An 18,697-nucleotide genomic window follows, 5' to 3' on the forward strand; every position below is an offset into this window, starting at 1 on the left:
AGTTAATTGTCGCTCCTTTTCCTGATCTTCAACGAGGGTCTGACCAGTTTTTTTTCAACAATTCTCTCAAAGCCTCTTGACAAAAGACTTACAGCTTTAACTTGTCACCAATGGGACAGTCACAACAAGTTTTCTTGTAACTACAAAGAACTAGGCTACTGGCTGACTCTGCTTGAAAGGTTAAAAGCTTTATCTAGTCTTTCTGCTCAAGAATTATTAGTGAATCGTAGCAGTAGCCTGAGATGTCATCCGATCAAATGGGAAGATACTAGCGAAAGTAGATTTGGTTTACCTAACGAAGAACAACTAGTTGATACACCTTATCAATTTTCTCTATCATCAAATGAACATGGTAGGGTACATGGTTTTTTTATTGACGAGGTTTTCTATGTTGTTTGGTTAGATCCAAATCATCTTCTTTACTCTGCAAAAAAGTAATTCTGCTCAAGTATTTTCTGGATTATTCACTGCTAAAAAAGCAACTTTAGCTGCGGCTTGTTCAGCAGCTTTGATGGAACGTCCTCTACCTTCACCGAGTTTTTTGCCATGTAGCCAAACTTCAGCAGCAAATCGCTCTTGATTGCGGTTAGGTTGATTAATTTCCTCGACGCGATATTCTGGTAAAACTTTAAATTGGGCTTGAGTCCATTCTTGCAAAGCCGCTTTATAGTTGAGTCGAGCCGGATCAAGCCGAATTTCTGTTGCTAGTTGTTCAAAATGAGGATCTAACCATGAACGGATGAGGTCTAAATTATTGGTGCTGAGGTAAAGCGCCCCTAACACAGCTTCAAAAGCATCCGCCAGCCGGGATTCTTGACCAACTTTATCACTGGTGGCACTGCCAGCAACTAATAAATATAGTTCTAAACCATATTCTCTGGCTAATTGGGCGAGAATGCGATCGCTCACTAACACCGAACGAATCGCCGCAAAATCTCCAACTTGGCAATCTGGATATTTTTCCCACAAAATCACAGCCGCCGCTAGTCGCACCACTGCGTCACCAACAAATTCTAGTTGTTCATAATTCGCTGAATCAGATACCGTTGGATGAGTTAAAGCCAAATCCAACAGTTGCCATTTAATGGGTGCTTCCAATGGCAAACCTAACTTTCTTACTAAGCTTTCAAGTTGTCTTTGACGGCGGGGATAAACAATTGTCATTAGTCAATAGTCAGTGGTCAATAGTCAATAGTCAATAGTCTTTCGTTTTTACTTTTGACTATGGACTCAAAGAGGAGAGAGTTGGTAGTAAGCCGGGTTCTGTTATCTATGTAAAAAATTTTACAAGATGGCAGTTATCTATCTGGGACGTTTGTTACCAAACGCCTCTAGCGGCTCTTATACGCGGAACTGGTAAAAGACCAACCGTAGTTCCTCTGGCCTTGCTCCCAACCGGGGTTTACCGAGCCAACACCTCTCGATGTTGCTGGTGCGCTCTTACCGCACCTTTGCACCCTTACCAAAAGTGGGGAGTAGTGAGTGGTGAGTGGTGAGTGGGGGTTTTTCCCTATTCCCTACTCCCTATTCCCTATTCCCTAATTATGGCGGTATCTTTCTGTGGCACTATCCTCACGATCGCTCGCACTGGACGTTATCCAGCAAGTTTGGTCTTTCGGGAGCCCGGACTTTCCTCAAAACTATGATTATGTATAGTTCTGCAACTGCCAGCGCCTACTCTCCCCCTACTTACAGTGTAATCCTGGATGGCATAATGTGTTCGATTTGGATTATTTCTTCTTCTTATTCCAAGGTAGAGCGTAAGTCCAAGGTAATTTTTTGATCGTGAACGGACAATTGATCAAATACATTGGCGGAATATTGATACCTGGTGCTATTCCTACGCGAACATCAGATATTCTTAACACTAGCTGTAAAGAAAATTCTAGCTCTTTACCTCGATTCATAAAGTCGTTATATAGTTTCTTCTGAGGCGGGCCACCATTTTTTAAGCCACTAATACTAACTAGTGGTTTTTTGGCAGAGTAAGTTCCGGCTGTAGTATCCAACTCTAGAACATCTTCGGCTGTAATTTTTTCTGAGAGGGTTTTTTTCGGAGTAATTAAGCTGGGGGTTTGTGGGATTGCTAAGTCACGGGTTACAGATGATGAAATCCGAATTACGCGGCGCGATTGTTTGGTGTGTTCAACTACTAAGGTGCTGTTTTCCCAGTCAACATACACTGCCAGATTATCTGACTTATTTTCAATGGTAAGTTGCAATTCTTTGACATCATCTAATCCATAAGCAGGATTGAGTTTAAAAGAAATTCCAATTTGGTCTTTGAGTTCTTGGGCTGTGAGTTGTTCGTTGACTGCATCAGCTTTATACGTATACTTGACTTTATCATCAATAGATTCAATCATCCGATTGAAGGTGTAAGACACACCAATAATATAAAGTGTCAATACAACTAAATTTTGATCGCCGCTACCTCTGATCATTTGGATTTTTATCTCCCTGGATGAATTTGAGTTATTTTACTTTTCGTGATGTTTAATACTGGAAAAATTAGCGAGCCATCCTCTGCGCCAAAATAGTATCAGTAAACTAACTGCGATCGCTACCATTAAAGCCAAGCAAGCCGGATAACCCCAATACCAATTTAGTTCAGGCATATTGTATGGTGATTTATCTGTATTGAAGTTCATCCCATAAATACCTGCAACAAAAGTTAAAGGAATAAAAATCGCCGAAACTACCGTCAGTAGCTTCATAATTTCATTCATCTTATTACTGACTGCTGATAAATATACATCCATTAATCCTGATGCTAATTCTCGATAGGTTTCTACCATATCCATAACTTGTACTGTGTGGTCATAGCAATCTCGCAGATAAATTCTGACATCTTCACTAATTAAATCGCTACTATCTCGAATCAAAGTATTAATAGCATCTCGTTGCGGCCAGATAGACCGACGCAATTGTAAAAGCTCTCGCCTAATTTGATAAATTTGCTGGAGTGTTTGTGGAGTAGGTTTCAGGATGACTTCTTCTTCTAATTCTTCGATGCGTTCACCGTAAAGTTCTAATACTGGAAAAAAACCATCAATAATAGCATCTAACAAAGCATAAGCTAAATAATCAGCACCTTGTTTACGAATAATACCTTTGCCTTTATCAATTCGCATTCTGACACTATCAAAACAATCATGTTCTGGTTCTTCCTGCACAGTCAGCAAGTAATATTTACCTAACACAAAACTTACCTGTTCGCTATAAAACCCACAGGTATTTTCTTTCGGCACGACCATCCGAGAAATTATCAGTAATTGGTCTTCATAATCTTCGATTTTAGGGCGTTCTCCCATATTGACCACATCTTCTAAAACCAGAGGATGTAACTCAAAGACTTTACCCAAACGTTGTAATATATCTTGACTACCTACACCTTGAACATCTACCCAAGAAACTGATTCCGTATCTAAGTAACTCAAACATTCTTCAGGAGTAGCAATTTGTTTACGGATAAAATTTGTTTGGTTGTAATCAAACAAAACAATGATTGGCGCTTCTGCATTTTCATCAATAATCAGAGTTCCTGGTATATTTCCTGGTTGATGATAAAAATCCTGGAAATTGGGCTTACGAACTTTTTTGCTCAGACGACGAACTTTGCTAATCATGTGTTAACTGTCAATTGTCATTGGTCATTGGTGAGGATTGTAATCTAAAATCCAAAATGCTATGACGAATGAGCCAGTGTATAAAAAAACAGCTTGTCTTGGCAAGACAAACTGTTGACAAAAATAAAGATATTTATCAGGGAAATCTGGGCAGGTAGGATTACATCATTCCCATACCGCCCATACCACCCATACCACCCATGCCGCCCATGCCACCCATACCGCCCATGTCAGGGACAGCAGGTTTTTTCTCTGGTTTTTCGACGACGATCGCTTCGGTAGTCAAAACCATCCCCGCAATCGAAGCAGCATTTTGCAAGGCAGAACGCACAACTTTCGCTGGGTCAATGATTCCCGCAGCAATCAAGTCTTCAAATTCTCCGGTAGCAGCGTTGTAACCAACGTTGAATTCGGTTTCTTTGACTTTGGAAACGATGACAGAACCTTCTGCACCAGCATTGTCAGCAATTTGACGTAGAGGTGCTTCTAAAGCGCGTTTGATAATGTCTGCGCCAATTTTTTCTTCATCATTGAGGCTGTTCTTAATCTCGTCAATTTTGGTAGACAAGTGAATTAAGGTTGTACCGCCACCAGGCACAATTCCTTCTTCAACGGCGGCTTTGGTGGCGTTGAGTGCGTCTTCAATGCGGAGTTTGCGGTCTTTGAGTTCGGTTTCTGTGGCTGCACCGACTTTAATCACAGCGACACCACCGGCTAATTTGGCAATGCGTTCTTGGAGTTTTTCTTTGTCGTATTCGGAATCAGTTTCTTCTAACTGCTTGCGAATTTGACCAATCCGTTTTTGAATTTCTGGCTTGGTGGTGCTACCTGCAACAATTGTGGTGTTTTCTTTATCAATTGTGATTTTGCGGGCAGTTCCCAAGTTTTCCAAAGAAGCAGTATCTAAGCTAAGACCAATTTCCTCAGAAATTAACTGACCATCGGTGAGGATGGCGATGTCTTGTAGCATAGCTTTGCGGCGCTCGCCAAAGCCAGGGGCTTTGATGGCAGCTACATTCAGCACACCCCGCGCTTTGTTGACTACTAAAGTTGCCAAAGCATCGCCTTCGACATCTTCGGCAATAATCAACAGTGCTTGACCCAAACGGGCAACTTTTTCTAGTACAGGGACTAATTCTTGAATACTGTTGATTTTTTTGTCAGTAATCAGAATGCGAGCATTTTCAAACTCAACAATCTGCCGTTCGTTGTTGGTGATGAAGTAAGGAGAAATATAACCTCTGTCGATTTGCATCCCTTCGACTACTTCTAATTCAGTGGTCAGGGATTTGGATTCTTCAACGGTAATAACACCATCTTTGGTGACTTTCTCCATTGCTTCTGCCAGCATCGCGCCGACTTCTTCATCGTTACCTGCGGAGACTGTGGCTACTTGAGCGATCGCAGAACCTTCCACTGGCTTGGCGATTCTGGCAATTTCTTCTACCAATGCCTCGATAGTTTTGTCAATGCCCCGCTTTAAGCTGATGGGATTAGTACCAGCCGCAACATTTTTCAAACCTTCTTTAATTAAAGCTTGTGCTAAAACGGTGGCGGTAGTAGTGCCATCCCCAGCAGTATCCTTGGTTCTTGATGCTACTTCTTGGATGAGTCTGGCACCAGTATTTTCTAAGGGGTCTTCTAATTCAATTTCTTTGGCAACGGTGATCCCATCGTTAACAATCTGGGGTGTGCCGAATTTCTTTTCTAACAGGACGTTACGACCTTTGGGGCCTAATGTAATTTTCACTGCATCGGCCAGGGCATTGACACCCCGTTCCAGCGCCCGCCGTGATTCTTCATCAAAGGAAATAATTTTAGCCATGTTTCACTTCTCTTGCGCTTCCTTTAGACAATTTAGCACTCACAGACTCAGAGTGCTAATAACCAAAACTGGTCAGATTATAAATGGAATTTATCAGGATTGGTACTGGTATGAAGTGTGAAGTTCCGCCCTGGGATCTTGAGACTTGAGTAAATACCAGTACCTTTTCTTAAAAAATTGATTAATATACATTTGATGCTCATGTAGGATACAGGCAGTAATGGTTGAATTGGGAGATGAATCTAGACAACTCCCTTAAGTCTCTGGGTATTGCCGACCCAAGCGGCATCGGCTGGTTGGCAGTAGTTTTCACGTTTCTCTTCGCTTGGCTAGTGACATGGCGCTTAATACCGACAGTACGCAAATTTGCCCTGCGAGTTGGTTGGGCTGATCAACCAAATGCGCGACGGCTAAATCGGGAACCTTTACCGAATGCTGGCGGGTTGGCTATCTATGCAGGAGTAATTGCCGCGTTAGTTCTTGCTAGTCTGTTACGACCAATTGAATTACAAAGTGTTTTGGCACAGGTTTTAACTGTGCTACTAGGAGGCTCAATCCTAGTATTAGTTGGCTTCATTGACGATCAGTTCGGTTTACCCCCTTCTGTGCGCTTGTGGACACAGATCATCACAGCCTTGTTGCTGGTTGCTAATGGCATCAGCATCAAAGTTGCCTTCGGCACACCCATAGACTCATTTTTATCAATATTTATTACCGTGTTGTGGGTGGTTGGAATTACCAACGCGATCAATTTGATGGATGGTATGGATGGTTTGGCGGGGGGGATCAGTTTTATTACGGCGATGAGTTTGTTAGCAGTTTCCGCCCAATTTCCCAATAAAGCGGCGGCGACTTTGGTTTTGGCAGCTTTGGGAGGCGGGGCGTTGGGTTTCTTGCGCCACAATTTCCACCCCTCACGCATAATTATGGGTGACGCTGGAGCATACTTTTTTGGTTATGTTTTAGCTGCTACCAGTATTTTGGGTGATTTGCAGATAACTACAGTCTTTTCCTTAGTACCGACGGTTTTATTTTTGCTATTACCAGTGTTAGACACTACCCAAGTGTTTTTACGGCGACTATTAGCAGGAAAAAACCCCCTCAGTACTCCAGGTAAGGATCACTTACACCACCGTTTATTAGCTTGGGGATTCTCCCAAAGTCACGCCGCTTACACCCTTTGGACAATGACCTTAATGGGTAACTTACTGGCGATGACGATTCGTGGGATGCCTTTACCTGTGATAGTCGCCACCTGCACTGGCATTATTATTTTGTTGAGCTTCACCGTTTGGCAAAGAATCTTAAATAATGCGTAATTACATCACCATGCCACCATCTACGTTAAAGACTTGGCCTGTGATGTAATTTGCTGCGGGATCAGCAGCCAGAAAGCGCACCATCCCGGCCACTTCCTCTGGTTGTCCATAGCGACCAAGGGGGATAAATTTCAAAATTTCTTCGGTGTTGCTGAGATTGCTGGTCATATCGGTGGTGATAAAACCAGGGGCGACGGCGTTCACGGTGATCCCACGGGTTGCTAGTTCTTTAGCAACGGTTTTTGTAAAACCAATGACTCCGGCTTTGGCGGCGCTGTAGTTGGCTTGGCCTGGGTTGCCCATTTGTCCCGCCACGGAGGTAATATTAATAATTCGCCCAGAACGCTGTTTCAGCATGAGTTTGCTAACGGCGCGGGTACATAAGAAAACGCCAGTTAAGTTGAGGTCAATTACGGCTTGCCATTCTTCTGGCTTCATCCGCAAAAGTAATGTGTCGCGGGTAATTCCGGCATTGTTAACTAAAATATCAACTCGACCAAATTTTTCTGTCGTGGCGTTGATGAGTGCTTCGACTTGTTCTGCTTGGGAAACATCGGCTTGCAATGCTAAAGCCTGTCCACCCACAGAAGTAATTTCTGCTACTACGTTATCTGCTGCTGTACTAGAACTAGCATAATTCACCACCACACTAGCGCCATATTTCGCCAATTCGAGTGCGATCGCTTTTCCAATTCCCCGCGAACCACCAGTGATAATGGCTACTTTTCCTTTGAGACTTTGCAAATTTTCTGGCAAAACTTCCATGAATTATTCCTTAAGCTTTTGAACTACCGCGCTAATTATCTTATGGTGAAAGGGCAATAAAATTTCACACTTTATACATGAATCCGGTTTGATTGGGGAATTTACTTCACGCGATGTCCGACTTATTTTTGCAACCCCTCTCCAAACCTCTCCTCGAAACGGAGAGAGGCTTTGATTCTTGCTCCCCTTCCCTTGTAGGGAAGGGGTTGGGGGTTAGGTTTGTGATTACTGAATCGATGCACTAGACAAATGACAAATGACTATTGACCCTTGACTATAAAAATAAAATAAGGTTACAGCCATTCCTGAAAGCACGCATTAAGATTAAAAGCAATCCATAAAAATTCGGTGTGTATCGTATGGCCACTAAAAAACATTTCAACAGTTTTGAAGAAATGCTTTCTGGTTCTGATGTACCTGTATTAGTAGATTTTTACGCTGAATGGTGTGGCCCTTGCAAAATGATGGGGCCAATTTTAGAACAAGTTAATGCTCAATTAAATGGCCGTATACGTGTTGTTAAAATTGACACAGAAAAATACACCGAATTGGCTAGTCAATATCGTATTGAAGCCTTGCCAACACTCATGTTATTTAAGCAAGGCCAGCCTGTGGATAAAATTGAAGGAGTATTGCAAGCACCCCAGTTGGTTAAACATCTCCAAAATTTAATTTAGTAATTTAGATATATAGCGGTTCTCGGTTGGATGAGGTACATTTCAACCCCACCCCCAACCCCTCCCCGCAAGCGGGGAGGGGAGCGTTTGCGTCAGCAAATGCGGGGTGGGGTTCCAACTGTATTACAAGCAAGTAAGAACAGCTATAGAAGAAGATATTTTCTTCCATGCGCGACTGACGATTTTCATAGCGTTAGCAACAATTGTCAGCAAAACACAACCCCGACTGTTTAGAACAATCGGGGTTGTAGTTTTAAGTTATGCAGTGAAAATCTGACGGATTAAAATACTCATCACTTCATCAGGGTTTTCTGCGGGTAGTAACGGACTCCAATCACCGACATTTGCATAACCAACAGCCTGCAAGTAATGTATCGTGCTGGTGACAGCTTTGGGAGAACCAATCAACAAATGTTTAATGCGTTCTCTTTTAGGAACAGCCTGGGGGACAGACTCTTGATTGTCGGGGTTTTCTCTTTCTTGTGCCATGATAATAAACGACTCCGTTAGGGGTTGAAAGAAAGGCGATCGCAAGCTCTTGCCGGAGGGGCGATCGCCTTTCTCATATTTACTATAGTAAAGTATAAAATTATACGTGTAAAGTACTAATTTCAAAATATTTACAACAAATTTTTCCCGTTAAAATGGACAATTAAAGAAATTTTCTTAATTTTTGATTTAGTATAATCTGTAACTTGTATTTAATTATTGAAATAGATGTAGGATGTGTTGGCGGCAAGAGTACGGCATCAAACACAAAGCTTTTGCTGCTGCTGGCTTCGAGTTATAAACGTAAAATTTCAGCCTTTTTGCTTGAATGTTCGAGTTCAAAGGGTGAATGTTGAGCCTTTTTGCTCGAATGTTCGAGTTCGGAGGGTGAAAGTTCGAGTTATGAAGGCGGAGTTTCAGGCTTTTTACTTGAACGTTGCTGTTCTGAGGGTGAAGCGTGAAGCTCAGATGCTCATGCTTGGTGCGATCGCCTTCAAAAGAAAGTAAAATACAGTCCGGTAGGGTGTGTTAGGCGACAGCCGTAACGCATCGAGATGTTTGGTAGTGAGTGACGCTGACTATATTGAACATTTGAGCTTGAAATATCAGGAAATTTTCTGCGTTGGGTGTTGCGGGGTGTTAGATTTTCTCACGCAAAGGCGCAAAGACGCAAAGAAGAAGACGGGTGTTTTTGAGTTTTTTCACAACAGCTTTGCGAAAATGGCTGAGTTCGGCATGATTTACTTAACAGTCATCAGTGAACAGTGAACAGTAATCAGCAATATATTTTGAAGTCCCTCACTTCTAAAAAGTGGTAGTCAACAAGAGTCAAATCCCCAACGAAAACCCTGATAACTGTTAACTGATAACTGATAACTGACCTATACAAGCTTGTGAGTTGACTGTGAAAAAGTTATTCAGTGCGATTAATACGGCGGGTATCTGTCTTGCACCTTGGATGGTGGTGGGTGCAATAACAACAGGGTTAGTTTTAAGTATGCCAGTTGAGGGGAGAGCGCAACAACAAACCCCCACATATTCAACCGAAGAACAAGTAGCTTTACAAGAAGCTCAAGAACTAAGTAAACAGGTAGCAAATTTATACCACGAAGGTAAATACAGTACAGCCATCCCCTTAGCAGAACGCGTATTGGTTATAAGAGAGAAGGTACTGGGCAAGGAACATCCCTTTGTTGCCACTAGCTTGAATAATTTGGCTACACTGTATCAAGCACAGGGAAAATATCAACAGGCAGAACCATTGTATCAACGCTCCCTAGCTATCTTTGAGAAAGTGCTGGGGAAAGAACATCCCGATGTTGCCGAAAGCTTGAATAATTTGGCTGGACTGTATCAAGCACAGGGAAAATATCAACAGGCAGAACCATTGTATCAACGCTCCCTGGCTATCTTTGAGAAAGTACTGGGCAAGGAACATCCCGATATCGCCAATGGCTTAAATAATTTGGCTGGACTGTATCAAGCACAGGGAAAATATCAACAGGCAGAACCATTGTATCAACGCTCCCTAGCTATCTTTGAGAAAGTGCTGGGGAAAGAACATCCCGATGTCGCCAGTAGCTTAAATAATTTGGCTCTGCTGTATAAAAAACAGGGAAAATATCAACAAGCAGAACCCTTGTATCAACGCTCCCTGGCTATCTTTGAGAAATTGCTGGGGAAAGAACATCCTCTTGTTGCTACTAGCTTGAATAATTTGGCTCTAGTATATAAAGCACAGGGAAAATATCAACAAGCAGAACCCTTGTATCAACGCTCCCTGACTATTCGAGAGAAATGGCTGGGGAAAGAACATCCCGATGTTGCCAATAGCTTAAATAATTTGGCTGCACTGTACTATGCACAGGGAAAATATCAACAAGCAGAACCCTTGTATTTACGCTCCCTGGCTATATTCGAGAAGGTGCTGGGGAAAGAACACCCTGATGTCGCCCAAAGCTTGAATAATTTGGCTGAACTGTATCGCGCACAGGGGAAATATCAACAGGCAGAACCATTGTATTTCCGCGCTCTGCTTATCCGAGAGAAGGTGCTAGGGAAAGAACACCCTAATATCGCCCAAAGCTTGAATAATTTGGCTGAACTGTATCGCGCACAGGGGAAATATCAACAGGCAGAACTATTGTTTATCCGCGCTCTGGCTATATTCGAGAAGTTGCTGGGTAAAGAACATCCTTATGTCGCCCAAAGCTTGAGTAATTTAGCAGCACTTTATCAAGCAAAGGGTGATATCACTCGTGCTACCGATTTCTTACGCCGTGGGTTAGAAGTTCAAGCACAAAATCTCAATCTAATTTTTGCTACTGGTTCAGAAAAAAGCAAACAAGATTACATTAGAACTTTTTCAGGGACAACCAATGGTATTGTTTCCCTATCCCTACAAGAAGCTCGCAATAATCCAGTCGCCGCATCTCTCGCCCTAACCACTGTACTCCGTCGCAAAGGTTTAGTGTTAGATGCGGTGGCTGACAGTATCCAAATCTTACGCGCTCAACTTGACAAAAATCCTGAAACGCAAAAATTATTTGCTCAATGGCTGCAAGTGCAACAGCAACTTTCAACATTAATCTATTCTCAGCCAGAAAAACAAACTGCGAATTTGAAAACTCAACTAGAACAACTCGAAGCCGAAAAAGAACAAATAGAAGCAGCCATCAGTATTCAAAGCGCCGAATTTCGTCAGCAAACTCAATCAGTCCAATTAGCCGCCATTCAAGCCAAAATACCTAAAGATGCAGCCTTGGTAGAAATTGTTCAATATGAACCATTCAATGCTAAGTCCAAGACGAATGCTCAAAAATGGAGTAAACCGCGTTATGCTGCGGCGGTGTTACGTTCTTCTGGCGAACCAAAGTGGATTGATTTGGGTGAAGCGGCAGAAATTGATAAATTAGCCATTGATTTTCGTGTAGCGTTAGTCAAAGGAATTAGATTCAAGAAACTCGGACGCACTTTAGACGAAAAATTAATTGCACCCATTCGTCCTTTATTGGGTGATGCGCGTCATATTTTAATCTCACCCGATGGGCAATTAACATTAATTCCTTTTGAAGCTCTAAAAGATGAGCAAGATAAATTTCTCATTCAGCGTTACGCTTTTTCTTACCTTACCAGTGGGCGAGATTTATTACGTTTAAACTCAGATGTTAACAATGCTTCCTCGCCTGTGGTGTTGGCAGATGTTGACTACAACAACCAAACATCCACTGTCGCTTCTGCAAAAGTATCTGGTTCGCGCGGTTCGCAAAATCGTCGCTCTGGTGATTTAGCTAATTTGATATTTGACCCATTAGCTGCTACTAAAGATGAAGCGGTTGCTATTAAAAAGGTTTTACCCAATGCGAAATTACTGTTAGGCAAAGACGCAACAGAAACGGCAATTAAACAATTACAAAGTCCGAGTATTTTACATCTAGCTACTCACGGTTTTTTCATCGCTGATGTGGCACAAAATCTCAACGCCTCACCCGATTTAGAATTAACACCACGTCCAAAAGAGATTATTCAAGTTGAAAATCCCTTGTTGCGTTCTGGGTTGGCGTTGGCTGGGTTTAATAAACGCAAACAAGCGACAAATAATAATGATGATGGTGTGTTAACGGCGTTGGAAGTTGCTGGTTTAGATTTACGTTCTAATCAATTAGTTGTACTCTCCGCCTGTGATACTGGTAAGGGTGATATTAAAGTTGGCGATGGTGTTTATGGTTTGCGTCGGGCTTTGGTAATTGCTGGTTCACAAAGTCAGGTTTTAAGTCTGTGGCAAGTTGATGATACAGCGACAAAAGAATTGATGGTGAAGTATTATAATAATTTGAAAGCAGGTAAAGGAAGACATGAAGCTTTACGTTCTGCACAGTTAGATTTGCTCAATAGTCAAGATTATAGCGAACCGCAATTTTGGGCGGCGTTTGTTCCTTCCGGTAATTGGAACCCGTTGAATAATTAACGCAATGTGCAACTATTCTTGAAACCCCGTGCTACGGTGTACACAAAAATTTGGGTTGAGTGCATCTGTCCCGCCTCGGAATAAATTCCGAGTCTCATAGCGCAAGTCCTCTAAAGAGGACTCAAAAGGAAATTCATTCCAGTCCACTTGAGTGGACTTTGGCTATGAGCCTGGAACTTTAGTTCAAGGCGGGATGCGGTTTCATACAGCAAATTTCCGACTTGTGTGTACACGGTAGCCTCTCTGGTAGGGAACTCTGCTGGGGGATTAGGTTTTTGATTACTGAATCGATGCTCTAGAGATATTTTGATCAAACAAAAATAGCTAATAGCTGTTCATGATCAATGATCAGCTATTAGCCATATACAGAAAGTAAAAGTAAGTTACAGCTTTTCTGGTTCTTCTAGAGGAACTGTACTTACTTTAGTAATTGTTGCTTGTAAGATTTGGGTGTGAGCAATGGAATTGTTTGCCAATGTGAACAGTGGGTTTGACAAAATCCCGGATATAGTAGTTGCAATTAAGCTGACCACCAGCCCTACTTGTAAAGGTCTGTATCCTGGTAAATTCCAACGCACTTCAGGGTAGTCTCTCACTACGTCGGACATTTCTTGGGGTTCTTTAACTACCATCATTTTGACTACGCGAATGTAGTAATAGATGGAAACCACACTAGTTACCAAACCTAGCAATACTAATCCATAAAGACCAGCTTGCCAACCAGCCCAGAACAAGTAGATTTTGCCAAAAAATCCAGCCAGTGGTGGAATACCGCCGAGAGACAGTAAGGAAATACTCAAACCCAATGTCAACAGTGGGTCTTTTTGATACAAGCCTGAGTATTCGGCGATTTGGTCGGTTCCTGTTCGGAGGGAGAAGAGAATAACGCAGGTAAAGCCGCACAGGTTCATGAACAAATAAACCAGTAGGTAAAAGACCATACTGGCGTATCCAGCTTCTGTACCAGCAATTAAGCCAATCATCACAAATCCAGCTTGAGCGATGGATGAGTAAGCCAGCATCCGTTTCATGCTAGTTTGTGCCAGAGCCACTACGTTACCCAAAATCATGCTGAGAATAGCGAGGGCGGTAAACACAAATCGCCACTCGTCAGCCACCATTGGGAAGACTGTAGTTAGTAGGCGAATGGCTAAAGCAAAACCGGCTGCTTTGGAACCAACGGATAAAAAGGCAATTACCGGGGTGGGTGCGCCTTCGTAAACGTCTGGTGTCCACTGGTGGAAGGGTGCAGCCGAAATTTTGAAGCCAATACCTGCAATGATGAAAACGAGTGAAATCACCAAACCGAGAGATTGGGTGACGTTGGCTGTGATGATACCATCTGCGATCGCACTTAATTCTGTTTGACCACCCGATAAACCGTACAGCAAGGAAACGCCGTATAAAAATACTGCTGTACTAGCAGCACCAATCAACAGGTATTTCAGCGCCGCTTCGTTAGAACGGGGATCACGCTTGGTATACCCTGTCAATAGGTAAGAGGAAATACTTAAAGATTCTAGTGAGATGAAAATCATCACTAACTCACTAGCACCAGATAAGAACATTCCTCCTAGAGTAGCAGTTAGCAAAATTGCGATGAATTCTGCTAAAGCGGTACCACTCTGCTCAATGTAGCGAATTGACATCAATATCGTCACAACGGCAGACAAAGCGATAATACCGCGAAACACAATACTGAGGTCATCACCAGTGAAGCCGCCAGTAAAGGAGATGGGATTGGCATTATCCCATTGAAAATATAGGGCGACAATTGCGGCTAGTAAACCCGCGATCGCTAGATATCCAATCCAGCGTGAGGATGTACGCCCCAAAATCAAATCAACAATCAAAACCCCTAAGAGGGTAACAATCACAATTCCCTCTGGCAGAATTGTTCCAGCATTCAACTGGGATGCAAGATTAGCAAAATCCATGAGATATATAGGTTTTGGCGATTAGACATTAAGGCTAACTTTGTTCATTTTATCTATTGTTCATTACCAAAGTTGCATTTATCTTTCTGTCTTAAGCATAGACTGACTCTTGCGTACAATTAGCTTAAAAGAAGCGGATCAGCTAACTCCCACCCAAGACTCTATCATTATGATTAGATTAAATTATAGTTGAAATTCAGATTGTGCGTCTTGTCAACACAGATACTGCTCTAGCTATCTGTTAGCAATGGTAACTAAATAAACAATCGGTATTGCTAAATATACTTGTTGGCTAATTATACGATTTCTGAAATTAAATCTTGCAGTTGTTGGGGTAAATCGAAGTAACCATCAACTCCTGATGCAAAATTTATAACTTGAGTTACCGCATCTATATTTAAACTTCCATAAATATGCGGAAATATTTCTCCGGTTTCAGCCGCCTCATAGCGAATTTCTGCTTTTACTTTTTGACTCTCAATTAATAGTATAACTAATTCTTGTTGGTTATAAAAAAATCTGTTAGCGACTGGGATAATCTGTGTTACTTTTGAGCAGTGAATAAAACCTTCTTTAGCGAGAGATTCTGCTATATAAATATCATGATCTTTCGCTTGTTCCCATTGTAGGCGCTGTGTAATATGCAGAAGGAAGGGAATGTTGGATTTTGGGACTTCTGCTGTATCGAGTAGTTTGGTAAAATCACAGTTATCGAAATTTTGCAGTACTGATTTAGCTCCAGCATCTAATAATTTTTCAGGTGCTTGGTGATTGGCTATCCCAATAAAACTAATATTTAAATTACGTGCAGCTTTAATATCCCAAATACCATCACCTACAAAGACTATTTTGGTGAAATCTTCAACTTTGTAGTTATTTTTAGCTTTGAGAATAGCCGCATTAATAATATCTTCTCTAGAAATGCCATCATCAGATGAAGCTAAGGGAATATTGTGTATTGCTAAGTCGGCTGCTTGCAGTTTTAATATAGCAGAATCATACCATCCGCCAGTTGCGATCGCTACACGCCATGTAACAGAGGTTTGTAATTCAGCCAATACCTTTTCTGCACCAGGGATACTACTAAATAGATGTCTCTGTGTGCTAATCTCCTGCTGGAGTTTGGCAACAAAAGCAAGTTTGAATCTTTTGATTTCTAATTCTGAAGGTGGACGTTGTAATTTTTCCTGAAAAATTTGCTGAGTAATGCCAGAGTCTGTAATATTTTTGTATTCCGACCAGTTTGAATTAATATTAACAAACCCAAATTCTGAAGTAAAAGTATTTACAAAGCAGGTTTCATCAATCTGGTTTGTATTGGTGAGTGTACCATCAATATCAAAAATTACTAAGTTCATATAGCAATCCTATCTGAGTTGTGAAAAAATATTCTTTTTAACGAACCGCAAAGGACGCAAAGGACACAAAGAATGAGAGGAAAGAGAAGAAAGGGAATTTCACAAATGATTTAGGACTGCTATAGCAGATTGTCTTGATTCTGAGGAATACATATATCTGGCGCACATAAACCAGAAAACTGCATTGTCGTAACTGCAAAATTATTTAAATCAACACAGCGAATAACGTGATTATTGGTATCACTAATATATAGATGTGACCCCATAACACTTAATCCAGAAGGTTCAAAAAAGCGGCTATTTTTACCTTGTCCATCTTGTAAACCAGCTAAACCATCGCCCAAAATGGTTTGACAATTACCTGTGCTGGGACTAACTAATTTAATTTTGTGGTTGTATGTATCTGCTACCCACAAAAAATTTCCCGCATATTCTACCGCCATACAGTGTTGTAATCGCACATCTGTACTTTGTCCATCCACATCACCAAAACCGAATAACTGTTGACTACCACAAACAGTTGTGACTTGGTATGGTTCAAAAATTTCTATACTCCTAATTGTACTAATTTCACTATCAGCAATATATAGTTGTTGTCCATCTGTATTTATACCACTAGGTTGAGCAAAAGCCGATTCTGTTAGTGAACCATCAACACAACCTTCTCCACCTGTACCAGCATAGGTTTTGATCATGTTAGTGGCTAAGTTCATTTGCCAAATTTGATGGGAACCCGCCATTGCAATAAATAAAATATTTCCAACTTTGACTAAATCCCAAGGAGAATTGAGTGCAGTTTCTAAACCAGCACCACCATGAGGATAAATGTTACGGCTTTGTTCTCCAGTTCCTGCAATTGTCTCAACTATTTGGCGTTTTAAATCCACTCGCCGCAAAGCGTGATTTTCGGTATCAGCGACAAACAGAATTTGATTTTCGCTATCAAATACCATTCCCTGTGGTGCAGAAAATTGTGCTTCGCTAAAACTACCGTCAATTAAACCAGGTTGTCCTGTACCAATAATGTGGAGAACTTCGCCATCAAAGTTACTCAAAACTAAGCGGTGATGTCCAGAGTCAGCGATGAATAAACCTGCTGGCGTGGCTAAGACTTTTCCAGGAAACGCTAAGGGTGAAATTATTGGTTGTTGCTGCTTTTCTAAAATATGGTTGATTTCTTGAAAGTTGATTGTACCTTTTTGCTGATGCTCGGCAATAATTTTGGCAATTAACTTATCTAAAACCTCATGCTTACCTTCGCCAGAAACATAGCCAACTACATAACCTTTAGGGTCGATAATCATGAATGTCGGCCAAGCACGCACAGTATATTCTTGCCATACACGAAAATTTTGATCTATTAAAACTGGGTGTTCAATGTCATAACGCAAAATAGCTTGGCGGATATTTTCTGTTTCTTGTTCGTTGTCAAACTTGGCGGAGTGGACACCAATTACTGTCAGACTATCTTTGTATTTGTTTTCCAAATATTTCAAGTCTGGTAGGATGTGCAGGCAATTAATACAGCAGTATGTCCAAAAGTCTAAGATGACAACTCTACCCCTAAGTTGTTTTAAGGACAAAGGTTTGTCAGTATTCAGCCAAGTGTAATTTTGTGGTAATTCTGGCGCTCTGACGCAGGGAGTCATGAGATATCCTTTAATTTTGGGTGTAGGGGTTTAAGGGTATGAGGGTGTAGGGGAGATAACTTAATTAATAATGAAGTGTGAGATACCTGCATAACCTAGACAAAAAGAAAGTTTTAAGCCTGTTGACTGTTTACTGCTATACCTAACTGAGAATAATTTTGAGGCTGTATCACTTTTGGTCAAACTTGATAAACTTACTACCACTGATTTAGCTACTTGGGTACAACAAGCTAAAATTCAGACTGTACAGGGTAAAGTGTGCGATCGCATCCCACAATTATCTGTTGCTCATCCTAACTGGTTTGCTGTTCACATCTGCTGTTTATCAGGAAAAACTTACAGTTCGGGAGATACAGGTTGTGTGTTTCCTTTAATGAGTGTAGTTAAAGTATTTTCATTTTTGTATCTGCTAGAAATGATGGGAACAGATACAGTTTTTCAATGGGTTGGCGTTGAACCGTCGGATGCGGCGTTTAATTCTTTAGAACAATTAATTACAGATGGCGGACATCCCCGCAACCCGATGATTAATAGTGGTGCAATTACTCTAGCTGATAAGTTACCAGGAAAGACGGCAAGCGATCGCACTTCACATCTTTGTCAATGGTTAAATCAGTTAGCAGGTTCCCGACTATATTTAGATGAAGTCATGCTGGCTTCGGTACGCGCTTCACGTTCCCCAGTCAACCAAGCACTCACCAACTATCTCGCAGAACAAAATCGTCTGGAAAATCCTGAAATAGCTCTTGACACTTATGAGCAAATATGCTGCATTTCAGGCGCAGTGGAAGATTTAGCCTTATTAGGAAAAGCCTTAGCTTGTGGAGATAATTTACAGCATCACCGAATAGTTAACGCTGTGATGTTGATGTGTGGGCTTTACCAAGACTCGGCTAAGTTCGCTCTCAAAATTGGTTTACCAATGAAATCAGGCATTAGCGGTGGCATGTTAGCCATAGTACCAAACGCCGGAGCGATCGCTTGCTACAGTCCCGCATTAAATATAGTCGGAAATTCCGTAGGTGCGATCGCTTTTATTGAAGCTTTAGCCCAAAAATTAGAATTGAGTATTTTCTAAAAAA

The 18,697-nt window shown here is 41.5% G+C and carries 13 protein-coding genes and 1 other RNA gene; 4 read left to right on the forward strand and 10 right to left on the reverse strand.

The features are described 5' to 3' along the window. Positions 1-444: 444 nt before the first annotated feature. The 5 genes from rnc to groL form a co-directional block, all read right to left on the reverse strand. Positions 445-1,164 carry a ribonuclease III gene (rnc, locus tag H6G28_RS07905; RefSeq protein ID WP_190591625.1) on the reverse strand — a complete coding sequence of 240 codons (720 nt, stop codon included), beginning with the start codon at positions 1,162-1,164 and terminating at the stop codon, positions 445-447. A gap of 72 nt (positions 1,165-1,236) precedes the next feature. Next, positions 1,237-1,682, reverse strand: an RNA gene (rnpB, locus tag H6G28_RS07910) — RNase P RNA component class A. Positions 1,683-1,730: 48 nt separating this feature from the next. Continuing rightward, positions 1,731-2,444, reverse strand: a complete 714-nt coding sequence (locus H6G28_RS07915) for a hypothetical protein (protein WP_190591624.1) — start codon at positions 2,442-2,444, stop codon at positions 1,731-1,733. A gap of 36 nt (positions 2,445-2,480) precedes the next feature. Further along, on the reverse strand, positions 2,481-3,629 hold the full coding sequence (gene corA, locus H6G28_RS07920; protein WP_190591623.1) for a magnesium/cobalt transporter CorA: 1,149 nt from the start codon (positions 3,627-3,629) through the stop codon (positions 2,481-2,483). A gap of 160 nt (positions 3,630-3,789) precedes the next feature. Next, positions 3,790-5,454 carry a chaperonin GroEL gene (groL, locus tag H6G28_RS07925; RefSeq protein ID WP_190591622.1) on the reverse strand — a complete coding sequence of 555 codons (1,665 nt, stop codon included), beginning with the start codon at positions 5,452-5,454 and terminating at the stop codon, positions 3,790-3,792. A 236-nt stretch (positions 5,455-5,690) separates the two neighbouring features. On the opposite strand from groL, the gene H6G28_RS07930 reads away from it, so the two are divergent. Next, complete coding sequence (locus H6G28_RS07930; RefSeq protein WP_190591621.1) at positions 5,691-6,773, forward strand: MraY family glycosyltransferase; 1,083 nt, start codon at positions 5,691-5,693, stop codon at positions 6,771-6,773. Here H6G28_RS07930 and fabG read toward each other — a convergent pair whose 3' ends face one another. After that, complete coding sequence (gene fabG / locus H6G28_RS07935; protein WP_190670125.1) at positions 6,774-7,538, reverse strand: 3-oxoacyl-[acyl-carrier-protein] reductase; 765 nt, start codon at positions 7,536-7,538, stop codon at positions 6,774-6,776. A gap of 359 nt (positions 7,539-7,897) precedes the next feature. On the opposite strand from fabG, the gene trxA reads away from it, so the two are divergent. Further along, entirely contained in the window at positions 7,898-8,215 is a 318-nt protein-coding gene (gene trxA, locus H6G28_RS07940; RefSeq protein ID WP_190591619.1) for a thioredoxin, read from the forward strand. Positions 8,216-8,473: 258 nt separating this feature from the next. Here trxA and H6G28_RS07945 read toward each other — a convergent pair whose 3' ends face one another. Next, positions 8,474-8,704 (reverse strand): hypothetical protein, encoded by a 231-nt coding sequence (locus H6G28_RS07945; RefSeq protein ID WP_190670408.1) that lies wholly within the window; start codon positions 8,702-8,704, stop codon positions 8,474-8,476. Between the two features lie 904 nt (positions 8,705-9,608). On the opposite strand from H6G28_RS07945, the gene H6G28_RS07950 reads away from it, so the two are divergent. Beyond that, positions 9,609-12,671 carry a CHAT domain-containing tetratricopeptide repeat protein gene (locus H6G28_RS07950; protein ID WP_313949896.1) on the forward strand — a complete coding sequence of 1,021 codons (3,063 nt, stop codon included), beginning with the start codon at positions 9,609-9,611 and terminating at the stop codon, positions 12,669-12,671. 383 nt (positions 12,672-13,054) lie between these two features. Here the strand turns inward: H6G28_RS07950 and H6G28_RS07955 are convergent, their stop codons facing one another. The 3 genes from H6G28_RS07955 to H6G28_RS07965 form a co-directional block, all read right to left on the reverse strand. Beyond that, on the reverse strand, positions 13,055-14,608 hold the full coding sequence (locus H6G28_RS07955) for an NAD(P)H-quinone oxidoreductase subunit N (protein ID WP_190670127.1): 1,554 nt from the start codon (positions 14,606-14,608) through the stop codon (positions 13,055-13,057). 296 nt (positions 14,609-14,904) lie between these two features. Then, on the reverse strand, positions 14,905-15,966 hold the full coding sequence (locus H6G28_RS37610) for a DUF952 domain-containing protein (protein WP_190670129.1): 1,062 nt from the start codon (positions 15,964-15,966) through the stop codon (positions 14,905-14,907). Positions 15,967-16,085: 119 nt separating this feature from the next. Continuing rightward, a complete protein-coding gene (locus H6G28_RS07965; RefSeq protein ID WP_190670131.1) occupies positions 16,086-17,615 on the reverse strand; it encodes a thioredoxin-like domain-containing protein in 1,530 nt (509 codons plus the stop codon). A 175-nt stretch (positions 17,616-17,790) separates the two neighbouring features. Here H6G28_RS07965 and glsA point away from each other — a divergent pair, with 175 nt between their 5' ends. Then, complete coding sequence (gene glsA, locus H6G28_RS07970) at positions 17,791-18,693, forward strand: glutaminase A (RefSeq protein ID WP_190670133.1); 903 nt, start codon at positions 17,791-17,793, stop codon at positions 18,691-18,693. Positions 18,694-18,697 lie beyond the last annotated feature (4 nt).

The sequence above is a fragment of the Nostoc sp. FACHB-190 genome (genome assembly GCF_014696905.1).
GTDB lineage: Bacteria > Cyanobacteriota > Cyanobacteriia > Cyanobacteriales > Nostocaceae > Nostoc_B.